At 37.8% G+C, this 12403-nt stretch carries 8 protein-coding genes; 7 read left to right on the top strand and 1 reads right to left on the bottom strand.

The annotated features are described in order from the left end of the window. The first annotated feature begins 148 nt into the window (after positions 1–148). The 5 genes from VB733_RS03100 (at position 149) to VB733_RS03080 (ending at position 8789) form a co-directional block, all read left to right on the top strand. Positions 149–874: an ABC transporter permease gene (locus VB733_RS03100; RefSeq protein WP_323338640.1), complete on the top strand. Its 726-nt coding sequence runs from the start codon at positions 149–151 to the stop codon at positions 872–874. Positions 875–1372: 498 nt separating this feature from the next. Beyond that, positions 1373–2101, top strand: coding sequence for a DUF928 domain-containing protein (locus VB733_RS03095; RefSeq protein ID WP_323338639.1), 729 nt, complete (start codon positions 1373–1375; stop codon positions 2099–2101). 11 nt (positions 2102–2112) lie between these two features. Continuing rightward, entirely contained in the window at positions 2113–4869 is a 2757-nt protein-coding gene (locus tag VB733_RS03090) for a CHASE2 domain-containing protein (protein WP_323338638.1), read from the top strand. After that, positions 4862–5671, top strand: coding sequence for a response regulator (locus VB733_RS03085; RefSeq protein WP_323338637.1), 810 nt, complete (start codon positions 4862–4864; stop codon positions 5669–5671). The genes VB733_RS03090 and VB733_RS03085 overlap by 8 nt, the downstream gene beginning before the upstream one ends. A gap of 523 nt (positions 5672–6194) precedes the next feature. Next, positions 6195–8789 (top strand): CHAT domain-containing protein, encoded by a 2595-nt coding sequence (locus VB733_RS03080; RefSeq protein WP_323338636.1) that lies wholly within the window; start codon positions 6195–6197, stop codon positions 8787–8789. A gap of 222 nt (positions 8790–9011) precedes the next feature. Here the strand turns inward: VB733_RS03080 and VB733_RS03075 are convergent, their stop codons facing one another. Beyond that, complete coding sequence (locus VB733_RS03075; protein WP_323338635.1) at positions 9012–10217, bottom strand: phosphoglycerate kinase; 1206 nt, start codon at positions 10215–10217, stop codon at positions 9012–9014. Positions 10218–10303: 86 nt separating this feature from the next. Between VB733_RS03075 and VB733_RS03070 the strand changes: the two genes are divergently transcribed. Both VB733_RS03070 and VB733_RS03065 read left to right on the top strand, forming a co-directional pair. After that, positions 10304–10711: a universal stress protein gene (locus VB733_RS03070; RefSeq protein ID WP_096612091.1), complete on the top strand. Its 408-nt coding sequence runs from the start codon at positions 10304–10306 to the stop codon at positions 10709–10711. A gap of 173 nt (positions 10712–10884) precedes the next feature. Next, positions 10885–12312 (top strand): sodium/glutamate symporter, encoded by a 1428-nt coding sequence (locus VB733_RS03065; protein WP_323338634.1) that lies wholly within the window; start codon positions 10885–10887, stop codon positions 12310–12312. Positions 12313–12403 lie beyond the last annotated feature (91 nt).

Here is a 12403-nt window from a genome sequence, read left to right as displayed (position 1 = left end):
ATATTGACAATATTTGATATTTGTGCTATGAACGACTTTGGATAAATAAATCAAGTTTAAATTTAAAGACGTGAATATACCTTCATCCCCTAAAAAACCGTATGTCGTGTCATGGCAGGCGGTTTTCTCATTACTAATGTTTATTTTCATGTACTTGCCAATTGGGGTACTGGCTTTTTATAGCTTTAACAAATCACCTTATAGTGCCGGGTGGGAAGGATTCACCTTTAACTGGTATGAGAAATTATTTAGCGACGATCGCATTTTGCTGGCTTTAAAAAATAGCTTAGTAGTCGGTGTTTGCGCGGTAGGAATTTCTGCTGTTTTCGGAACTTTAATGGCGGTTGGTTTGGCACGTTATCGCTTTGCTGGCAAATCTTTATACCAAGGAGTTGCTTATTTACCCTTAATTATTCCGGATATTGCGATCGCAGTTGCTACACTTGTGTTTCTGGCTGCCTTTGCCGTTCCTCTGAATATATCGACAATTATTGCAGCACATATCGTTTTTTGTATTGCCTATATTGGTTTAGTGGTATCGTCGCGTTTGACGAGTCTCGATTCGCATTTAGAAGAAGCAGCCCTTGATTTAGGCGCAAATCCAGTTCAGGCTTTTATGTTAGTTTTATTACCGCAGCTAGTACCTGCAATTGTCGCCGGGTGTTTGCTGGCTTTTGTTCTCAGTTTAGATGACTTTCTGATTGCTAGTTTTACTGCGGGTAGTGGTTCAAATACCCTGCCAATGGAGATTTTCAGCCGCATTCGCACCGGAGTCAAACCAGATATTAATGCTTTGAGCGTTATTCTTATTGCCATATCCGCATTTATCGCTGGAATTGCAGAATTAATTAGAGTCAAAGGAGAAAAGCCTTAGGAATCATATAAAAATAAGTAGTGCAAGCGTCTCGCTTGCTATTTTCCAAAGGTGGGCAAGATGCCCCGGAGTTTCCCGTGAAGAACATCTCCCCGGCAACTCCTCTCCACACTACTTGTTCAATTTATTCCTACACGAATACTTAGAAAACTGGGGAAGGGGCTTGGCGATGGAGAGAGTGACATTTATTCGTCAAATTCACGTTACATTTATCTTGAGTAAATACTTTATAGATAAGTTAAATTAATTTGATTCAAAATAAACCTAAAAAAGATTATACTTCGCTTCCTTTATTCACTTTAATGCTCACCGTATACTTACAATTATTTCTAGCTTGCTCCTGAGTAGGGGTATTTTAGATTATTTAATTAACAATGTGCCACTTTGACAATTGGCATGTGTAAATAATATCCGTAGAATAGCTATATTCCATCCAGTGCTGATATTCTGGTTAGTATCAGTTTAATATTTGCATAAATACTCGGAAGTTAGTTTTTTATGCCGCTAATAAAGAATAAATTTTCATTTACATACTTACATTTGGCAACTGCCTTATCGATAACCTTGTATTCCGTCTACATATGGGCAATACCTAGTTTGGCAGCAAGAGTCGTTTTTAAACCACCAGGCGATCGCATGCCGAGAACTTCTGCTGGGGGTGCATCGCGAACTGGACCAACTTGTGGAATTAATAGTAGTAACAGCAGCCAGGAAAATGTTACACCCATCTTACCAAGAAGCAATATTGGTCTGACTGTAGCAGAACATCCGACAATATTTATTTATATTCCCAAAACAAAGGCAAAAACTGCATTTTTTAGCCTTGAAGATGCTAATGAGAAGAATATTTATCAGGGTCGCTTTGATTTGCCTCAACAAGCAGGTATCATGCAAATCAAGTTACCAAGCTCCATTCCCGAACTCAAAACCGAGCAAAAATATAAATGGTCATTAGCAATGATTTGTACAGCAGACTTGGAGCCAGACAGTCCATTTATTAGTGGATGGATTCGTCGAGTTAGTGTTAATCATAACTCCCGAAATCTCCAAGCAAATTTGGATTCTGTCGCTAATTTAGCAGCTTCAGGTTTGTGGTACGATGTCCTCTCCACACTTGCACAATTACGTCATTCACAACCAAATAACCCAGCATTAGTGACAACATGGCAAGATTTACTCAATTCTGTAGGCTTAAATGCGATCGCCAATGAACCCCTGATAAATTAACCCAATATCTAATGTGGTCTAGATTCAAAAAACCAGTTTGGCAATGGCGTATTCTCTTAATTACCTCTCCTAGTGTAGCCATTTGCGTGATTGTTGCCAGTATGCTGGGATTCTTTCAACTGCTCGAATGGTCTACCTTGGAGCAGTTTTTTGCAATTCGTCCCCAAAAACCAATTGACAAACGTATCTTAATAGTTACTGTTGATGAGCAAGATATAACTGAAACTGGTAAAGCTGTAATTCCTGATGAATTTCTGGCTGATGCAATCACAAAAATTAGCATTCACAAGCCTGCCGTCATTGGTATGGATTTTTACCGTGACTTGCCTGTAGAACCTGGGCATCAAAAATTAGTTGAGGTGATGAAAAATACAACTAATTTGATTGGGATTCAGAAAATTGCCGGTGATAAAGTTCCTCCTCCTCCAACTTTGGCAAAACGCGATCGCGTTGCACTTTCTGATTTGATTTTTGACAGTGATGGTAAAGTCAGGCGGAGTTTATTGGGGATTGAAGATGATAATGGCAACTTTTACGAAGGTTTAGCAATTCGCTTAAGTCGTCTATATCTTGAACCCAAAGGAATTCAACTAGAGTATGTCAACAGCAGTCAAAGCATTTTGCGATTGGGAAAAGCTATATTTATACCCTTGCAAAAAAAACAAGAATTTAATTATGGTGCGGTTGATATGGGAGGGTATCAAATCTTCTTAGATTTTCAAGGATTCTCAGAAAGATTTGAAACAGTCACCCTGCGAGATGTACGTAAAGGTAAAGTATCACCAGCAAAAATACGCGATCGCATTGTTTTTATTGGTTCGATTGCAGCCAGTAGTAATGATTTTCATCTAGTGGGATTTCGCCGTAGTTGGCAATCTGAAAACGATAGGATGGCAGGTGTAATAGTTCATGCCAATATTGCTAGTCAAATTTTGAATGCAGCTATTGATGGTAAACCATTATTGCGTGGTTGGAGTACATTCAATGCATGGCTTTGGATTTTATCTTGGTCAATAATTGGTAGTTGTATTAGTTGGTATTTACTGGAGTTAAAAGCTTCACAAAAAACTATTCCCGGACTGGTTGTAATTGGGATTATATGCATCACAATGACAATTGTGGCTTGTAGCTATGGAGCTTTTCTTTTAGGGTGGTGGATTCCTTCGGTATCGCCAATTTTAGCTTTATTATTATCCGCGATCGCAACTACAATTTTTCACAAACAGACACAACTCGAACTGGTAAATTCCCAATTGCAAGAATATTTGCTAACCCTAGAACAGAAAGTTAGCGAACGAACCCAAGAATTAGCCTCGGCGAAACTCGTCGCTGATGTTGCCAACCAAGCGAAAAGTGAATTTCTCGCTAACATGAGTCATGAATTACGTACACCTCTCAATGGTATATTGGGATACGCACAAATTTTACAGCGTTCTTCCAACATGAACGTAACCGAACGCAACGGAATTAACGTCATCTATGAGTGTGGCTCCCATCTCCTGACCCTAATTAACGATATTTTAGATTTATCAAAAATTGAAGCGCGTAAGTTAGAACTAGATAATAGTAATTTTCATTTGCATTCCTTTTTGACAGGGATTGTGGAAATATGTCGTATCCGTGCAGAGGCGAAAGGAGTTGCTTTTTTCGTTGAGTTAGATTCACATTTACCAATTGCAATCTATGCTGATGAGAAAAGATTACGACAAATTCTCCTGAATCTCATTGGTAATGCGATTAAATTTACAGATATTGGTAAAGTCTTATTTAAAGTGACAATGATTGCTTCTCAGTCAGAAAATCAAAAATTTAGATTTGAAATTATTGATACTGGTGTGGGAATGAATCAGAAACAACAAAGCCAAATATTCTTACCATTTGAACAAGTTGGGGCAAGAAATAAACAAGCACAAGGAACTGGTTTAGGCTTGGCGATTAGTTCCAAAATTGCGGAACTTATGGGTAGTAAAATTCAATTAGAAAGTGAATTAGGGAAGGGTAGTAGGTTTTGGTTAGATTTAGATTTAACAATTTCCCAGGAATGGTTGAAACCAACTCAATCATCTCCAATCGAAAATATTATTGGTATTCGTAGTCAAACAAATAAAATCCTAATTGTTGATGATCAATCAGAAAATCGTTCTCTAATAGTTAATCTCCTAGTACCTATTGGTTTTCATTGCTATGAAGCAATTAATGGTGAAGATGCTTTAATTCAAGCTGAACAATTTAAACCAGATTTAATTATCTGCGATTTAGCAATGCCACGCATGAATGGCTTTGAATTCACACGTGCTTTAAAACAGCATCCCACTTTAAATCAAACAAAAATAATTATTTCTTCTGCTAGTGTTTTTGAAAGCGATCGCCATAATAGTTTTGCTGCTGGAGGTGATGATTTTTTACCAAAGCCAGTCCAGATAAATGATTTATTAAGGTTACTCAAAAAATATCTACAAGTTGAATTTATTTATAATGAAAAAATCTCAAAAGATGAATTTTTTACAACAAAAAAATCTCAATTTACAAATTTAGAAATTATTTATCCACCAGCATCAGACATTAATCAATTGTTAGAGTTATCAATGCGTGGCAACATCAAAGGTATTCATTTAATTTTAGATAAAATAGAACAGCAAGATGAAAAATATATACGTTTTACCAGTTTGATTCGCCAATTAGCCAACAAATTTGAAATAAAAAAAATTAGACACCATATAAAAAATATCCAAAATATTCAAAATCAGAAGGTTGAAATAAATGAATGAATTAGTTTTTGAAAAAGCGACAATTTTAATAGTAGATGACAATCAAAATAATCTCCAAGTTTTATGCGATTCTATCGCTGATTCTGGTTGGGAAATTTTAGTAGCAACTGATGGATATAGTGCTATTGAACAGGCAGAATATGCTCAACCAGATTTGATATTATTGGATGTGATGATGCCGGAAATGGATGGATTTGAAACTTGCGAAAAGCTCAAATCAAATCCAATAACTGACGAAATACCTATAATTTTTATGACTGCGCTTTCCGACTCCTTTGATAAAGTCAAAGGCTTTTCAATCGGTGCTGTTGATTATGTGACAAAACCTTTTTATACTGAAGAAGTTGTAGCTAGAATTAACGTACATCTCAGAATAATTTCTTTAACTAAGCAGTTGGCACAACAAAAAGTAGATTTAGAACAGCATTATGCCGCTCAAAAAAATAAATTAACTGATACATTACAAAATTTAAACAAATCACAAATTCAATTAGCTTCGAGTGATAAAAGCGCAACTTTAAGGAAATTAGACACTAGCACTGCCCATGAAGCGAGTAATCCTGCTAATTTACTCACAGGGAATTTATCTCACTTAGCCGACTATACCTCCAAACTCATTAATCACCTTCAGATTTATCGTCGAGTATATCCTGAAAACAAAGCAGAAATTGATATAAATGCTCAACAGATTGACTTAGATATGTTAATCAGGAAAATACCAGAAATTATCTTTTTAATTTCAGAAGAAATTGAGCAAATTAGTAACATTGCCAATATTAATAATCAATTAAAAAATAGTTAAAATATAGTTAAGGATAGTTTAAAAAAATTGAAATATAATTATTTTTGACTATTCAGCCCAGAATATCATAAATATCTTCGTCAAAAACTCTGAGATTACTTCCCTTCGCCGCGTTTCAGCCGCAATAATAAATAGTGCTTGCGTCAGTCCTGTTAATATAAAAATAAAATTTAGTAATATCAAAAGACACTCATAAAAATAATTATTCAATATTCAATTATTAATAAATATACCGACTTGTTCAAAATTTGCTGTCATTATCAATAATTTAAGCTAGGATTTATTAGTATTAAGCTGATGTGCAGCTAAATTGTACTAAGACAAAAATGTCAAATGACTGTAGTGCGGAGAGGAGTTTCCGGGGAGATATTATTCACGGAAAACTCCAGGGCTGGAAAGCCCGCGTCTCATATACAAATTAAATACGCGACAGCTTATATCCAATGCAGTTAATAGAAAAATAGAAAAACAGAAAAAATTAATCTTATCTTTACCAAGAAGCATTCACTTCATAAAAAATAATATGAGTAAATATTTAGATTTATTTTTTTTCGGAATAGTATTTTTTTTTGCTACTACATCATCCAATGTCGCTTACAGTTGGGATAAATCTCCTATTGCACTACAAAATTATCCTTATCTCTTTTTACTCACTCAAAAATCCGAAAACACTACATTTTTGCTGGAGCAAGGCAAACTTAGATTTGCAAATGGACAGTTTTTAGAGGCTGCAAATCTTTGGCAAAAAGCATCTATTGCTTTTGAACATCAAGGAGATAAACTCAATCAAGCATGGAGTTTAAGTTATCTATCTCTTGCTTATCAACATTTGGGAGAGTGGCAAAAAGCACAAACCACAATTAATCATAGTCTCAAACTTTTACAACATTCCCATACAACCATTAATTACGCAATATTAGCAGTAGCCTTAAATACTCAAGGTAAGTTAAATCTATCGACTGGAAAAGCAGAATTAGCCTTAAAAAGTTGGCAGGAAGCAGAACGTGCGTATATAGCTACAGGTGACAAGCTTGGTGAAATAGGTAGTAAAATTAACCAAGCACAAGCATTACAAGCAATGGGTTTGTATCGTCGTGCGAAAAATGTCTTGATAGATATTAATCAGCAGTTACAACAACAACAGGATTCACCATTAAAACTCAAAGCTTTGCGAAGTTTAGGAGTCACATTACAGGTAGTTGGTGATTTTAATCAATCAGAAGCAGCTTTGGCAGAGAGTTTAAAAATAAGTAATAAGTTGAATTTGAGAGAAGAAAGCAGCGAAATTCTCATGAGTTTAGGTAATACTCAACGTAGTGTGCAAAATATTCCCACTGCATTAAATTATTATCAACAAGCTGTGGCTAATACCATTAATTTACAAGTAAAAGTCGAAGCTTTACTCAACCAACTGAGTCTGTATATAGAAATCTCACAAAATGACTATGCTAAATCTTTGATATCATCAATAGAAACACAATTAACAAGTCTTCCTCCTAGTCGAAATTCAATTTATGCATCTATTAATTTTGCCAAGAGCATTTCCGAATTAGCAGAAAAAGAAAAAGATAATTTGGGAAAACATCAAAAATACCAAAAAGCAGAGAATATTTTAGAAAAGGCGCGAAATCAAGCTGAAGAATTAGGAGATTTGCGTGCCAAAGCTTATGTATTAAATGAATTAAGTAAATTATATTCACTGTCCCAGAAATATCATCTGGCTTTAGAATTAAGTCAACAATCCCTAAAGGTTGCCCAAGAAATAAATGCTGCTGATATTTTTTACCAAGCGGCTTGGCAAATTGGACGTATATCCAACCATTTAGGTGACAAAAATACTGCATATTCTGCCTACAAATCTTCAGTAGAAACTCTGAAATCATTACGAAGTGATTTAGTCGCAATCAACTCAGATGTTCAGTTTTCGTTTCAGAAAAGTGTTGAACCAGTCTACCGTGAATATGTATCATTGCTGTTGGAAGAAAGCAACCCAGGAGAAGAGAAACTCCAAGAAGCCAGGAAAGTGATTGAAGCATTACAACTGGCAGAACTGGATAATTTTTTCCGCGAAGTTTGTATAGATACCAAACCAGAAAACATCGACAAAATCGACCAAACAGCTGCGGTCATTTATCCAATAATTTTACCAGATCGCCTAGAAGTAATTCTATCAGTTCCGGGAAAAGCATCGCTTTCCAAATATCGAATCGCTTTACCGGAAGCCGAAATTGGAAAAACGATTGGATTAATGCGACAATCCCTCAACCCCGTATTTTCCAGTCAGGTACGATCGCAAGTTTCCCAACAATTATATAATTGGTTAATTCGTCCCGCCGAAGTTGAGTTATCGCGGCGCAATATCGAAACATTAGTATTTGTCCTGGATGGCTCGCTGCGTAATCTGCCAATGTCAGGATTACATGATGGCAAACAATATCTGATTGAAAAGTATAATATCGCCCTATCGCCAGGATTGCAACTCATGCGATCGCAACCCAATCAAGGGAAGCATCTCAAAGTCATTGCCGCCGGATTAAGTGAAGCCCGCCAAGATTTTAAACCTTTACCAGGAGTTGAATTAGAAATCGCAGAAATTACAGCCAATTTATCAACAAAGACGCTGTTAAATCAGGATTTTACCAACTCAAAAATTAGAAGTGAGATTAAATCAACACCTTTTACTGTTCTACATTTAGCAACTCACGGACAATTTAGCAGTCAATCGGAGGAAACTTTTATTGTTACTTGGGATGGGAAAATAAAAGTTAAACAACTGGACGAATTATTAGCAGCCCGTACTGAAAATGAATCGAGTCCGATTGAATTAATCGTTCTCAGTGCTTGTCAAACTGCCAAAGGAGATAATCGCGCCATATTGGGCTTGGCAGGGATGGCTGTGCGTTCCGGTGCCCGCAGCACTCTGGGGACATTATGGGCTGTCCAAGATGAATCAACAGCTAAATTTATGAGTGAATTTTACAAGCAATTACGTCAACCAGGTATTTCTAAAGCTGAAGCTTTACGTAATACTCAAATATCTTTTTTAAAAAACACAAATCAGGATTTTCAACATCCTTTTTATTGGGCTGGATTTGTCTTAATTGGTAATTGGTTGTAGTTATACCAATTCTCCAAAAGAAAGTAGCAGATGGTGACGCGGAGATGGAGAGACACGGAGACTTATTTTATGTGTTGCCAGATTTTGGATAAACGATATTTATACCGAATTATTCTACTAAAATCAGTTCCAGAAAATTAATTTTTCAAAAAAGAAAAAGGGCACAAGGAAAAAGAAAAAAACTTGCTTTTCCCCTTAACCTTGACCCTTTATTCTTATTAATTACGCATCATTCAAAGCTGCAATTCCAGGTAATACTTTACCTTCGAGTAATTCCAAACTAGCACCACCACCAGTAGAAATATGGCTCATTTGGTCAGCTAAACCAACTTTTTCCACCGCAGCCACCGAGTCACCACCACCAATGATGGTGATAGCACCTTTTTTGCTGATTTCGGCAAGGGTACGTGCTACAGCTTCAGTCCCAGCAGCGAATTTATCAAATTCAAATACACCCATGGGACCATTCCAAATGACGGTTTTGCAGTCTGCTAGGGCATCTTGGAATACTTTGATTGAGTCGGGACCAATATCTAAACCCATCCAACCATCGGGGATATTATCGATACTGACAGTTTGGGAATTAGCATCGGGCGCGAAGTTATCTGCAACGACAACATCAGTAGGAAGTAGGAACTCAACACCTTTTTCTTTGGCTTTTGCTTCCAAAGATTTGGCTAACTCCAACTTATCTTCCTCCACCAAAGACTTACCCACACTCAAGCCACGGGCTTTGTAGAATGTGAAAATCATTCCTCCGCCGATGATGAGTTTGTCGCATTTTTCCAGCAGAGTCTCAATGACACCGATTTTGCTAGATACTTTGGAACCACCAACGATCGCAACTAGAGGACGCTGAGGATTGGCGATCGCATTTTCTAGATATTGCAATTCCTTCTCAATCAAGTAACCAGCAACCGAGGGGTTGAGATACTTCGTTACACCCTCTGTAGAAGCATGGGCGCGGTGTGCAGTACCAAATGCATCATTGACAAACAAATCGGCGTTTGCAGCTAATTTTTTGGCAAATTCAGAGTCATTCTTCTCTTCTTCTGCATAGAAGCGGACGTTTTCCAACATCGCTACTTGCCCATTGCTCATGGCGCTGATTTTGGCAGCCACACCATCACCAATGCAATCATCGCAAATAACTACTTCCTGCCCCAATAATTCTGAAAGACGTTTCGCAGCCGGAGTTAAACGCATTTTTTCATTGACTTGTCCTTTGGGACGACCAAAATGACTAGCCAAAATTACCTTTGCCCCTTTTTTGCTTAAATCTTGAATAGTAGGCAGTGCCGCACGGATGCGTGTATCATCCGTAATATTTCCCGCATCATCTAGTGGTACGTTGAAATCTACCCGCACAAACGCACGCTTGCCAGATAAGTCCGATGCAGATAAATTTGCTAAAGTTTTCTTTGACACGGCACAACCTCCGATTGCCTTTTGCTATGTTTTGAATAAATACAACCATCCAGATTGTACCGAGTCACGGGGGCGAAGTTGAATTAATGTTTAAAACTGTTTTGTTTCCTATCGATCAAAGTCGCGAAACACGCGAAGCTGCTGAAGCTGTTGTCAATATCGTTCAAACCTACGGAAGCCGCTTGGTGCTGCTATCGGTGGTTGAAGAAGCAAATCCAGAAGCGCCGACGGCAGATCCGATGAAGTCAGTTGAAGCTGTCGCTAAGTTACTGGAAACTGCGAAAAATTTATTCCAACAGCAGGGGATTCAAACCGAAACCATCGAACGTGAGGGTAAACCAGCCTTCACTATTTGCGATGTCGCTGACGAAATTGGGGCAAATTTAATTATCATGGGATGCCGTGGCATGGGGTTAACCGAAGAAGGTTTAACCGATAGTGTCACGAATCGCGTGATTAATTTATCACCTTGTCCGGTGTTGATTGTGCCTTAGTTGGGAAAAGGGGATAAGAGAAACCTCTTATTCCTTTACTCCTCACCTGTTAACCTGACAAATTAATTGCTGGGTGTGGCAATAAGTCAATTCAATAGAATTTCTGATTTTCTGTAAGCGTTGCCCTTCCCCAGGTATCCTAATCAAAACCGTAGTTCAATGACAACGCCGTTATGCTGAAACTGATTGATGTTTTTTGGGCTTACATTCTGATTGGGATATTGATTTTGGTGGGACGGTTTATTCGGCAACGAATTTGGGTGGTGCGATCGCTCTATATCCCTAGTTCGGTTGTGGCTGGTATTATTGCCCTATTGCTAGGCTCAGGTGTTTTTGGAATGATAGCCAAAGCAATTAATCCCACATCTCCTTTAGTGGATGGGATTTTTGCACCGGCAATTGTTGATATCTGGAAGCAGTCTCCGGGTATTTTTATTAATGTCGTATTTGCAACTATTTTTCTTGGTCAGACAATTCCCAATTTGAAAATGATTTGGCGTAAAGCTGCACCCCAAGCTGCATTTGGTCAAATTTTAGGCTGGGGTCAATACGTAGTTGGTTTAATACTGGCAATGACCGTATTAGTACCTTTTTTTAATTTACCCGTCATATCTGGCTGTTTAATTGAGGTTGCCTTTGAAGGCGGACATGGAACTGCTGCGGGAATGGCAAAGACCTTTGAAAAATTAGGATTTCCCGCCGGTGCAGATTTATCATTAGCGTTGGCGACAGTGGGATTAATATCGGGTGTAGTGGCGGGGACAGTGATTATTAACTGGGGATATCGGACTGGAAATTTGCAAATTATTCAGGCATCTGCACATTCTGAGACTACAGAGAAAACATCAGCTGCTGAACCCCAGGAAATTCAAATAGCCCGCAGAAATTTGTTTCGCGATTTATTAATTGATCCATTATCGTTTAATTTTGGTTTTGTCGGATTAGCGATCGCTTTTGGTTGGTTAATTTTAGAAGCACTGCGGACTTTGGAGGCAGTTACTTGGGGTGTCAATGGTTTGAAGTTGATGCCTTATGTACCACTTTTCCCGATCGCCTTAATTGGTGGGGCAATTGTACAAATTATAGTTGAACGTACCGGACGTAGATATTTAATTAGTCGCGCTTTAATTGAAAATATCGGTGGTGTATCATTAGATGTGACAATTGTTACTGCCCTCGCCACAATTTCCTTAGCAGTAATTGGTAATAATCTTGTTCCATTTTTGCTACTTTCATTCGCTGGGATTGTCTGGAATATTTGTGCATTTCTTTTCTTGGCACCCCGAATTTTCCCGACATTTTGGCTGGAACGTGGTATTGGCGACATGGGACAATCGATGGGAGTCACAGCCACGGGGATACTCTTGATGCGAATGGCTGATCCAGATAATCATTCTGGGGCATTTGAAGGCTTTGCTTACAAACAGTTATTTTTTGAGCCAATCTTAGGCGGAGGTTTATTTACTGCTGCGGCTCCACCATTAATTGTTGAATTTGGCGCTTTCCCAATTTTATTACTGTCATTTGTAATTATGATATTTTGGTTGATTTTTGGGTTAATCAACTGTAAGCAAATCAAGTTAGCAGCCAAAAGCAGCTGAACTATCACAGCCAATCCAGATTGGAAATGGGAATTTAATAACTTGCAACTTTCGATTTGATTGGGAATGGTGCGTTACGCTCCGCTAACAG

The organism is Calothrix sp. UHCC 0171 (assembly GCF_034931845.1).
Taxonomy (GTDB): Bacteria; Cyanobacteriota; Cyanobacteriia; order Cyanobacteriales; family Nostocaceae; genus Brunnivagina.
The sequence above is the reverse complement of the archived record's forward strand: the minus strand, read 5'-3'. Positions and strand labels throughout refer to the sequence as shown.

What these genes read in the sequence shown, in the direction of transcription:
- VB733_RS03080 (WP_323338636.1), top strand. Translation starts at nt 6,195, where the DNA reads ATGAGTAAATATTTAGATTTATTTTTTTTCGGAATAGTATTTTTTTTT.
- VB733_RS03100 (WP_323338640.1), top strand. Translation starts at nt 149, where the DNA reads ATGTACTTGCCAATTGGGGTACTGGCTTTTTATAGCTTTAACAAATCA.
- VB733_RS03065 (WP_323338634.1), top strand. Translation starts at nt 10,885, where the DNA reads ATGCTGAAACTGATTGATGTTTTTTGGGCTTACATTCTGATTGGGATA.
- VB733_RS03085 (WP_323338637.1), top strand. Translation starts at nt 4,862, where the DNA reads ATGAATGAATTAGTTTTTGAAAAAGCGACAATTTTAATAGTAGATGAC.
- VB733_RS03070 (WP_096612091.1), top strand. Translation starts at nt 10,304, where the DNA reads ATGTTTAAAACTGTTTTGTTTCCTATCGATCAAAGTCGCGAAACACGC.
- VB733_RS03090 (WP_323338638.1), top strand. Translation starts at nt 2,113, where the DNA reads ATGTGGTCTAGATTCAAAAAACCAGTTTGGCAATGGCGTATTCTCTTA.
- VB733_RS03095 (WP_323338639.1), top strand. Translation starts at nt 1,373, where the DNA reads ATGCCGCTAATAAAGAATAAATTTTCATTTACATACTTACATTTGGCA.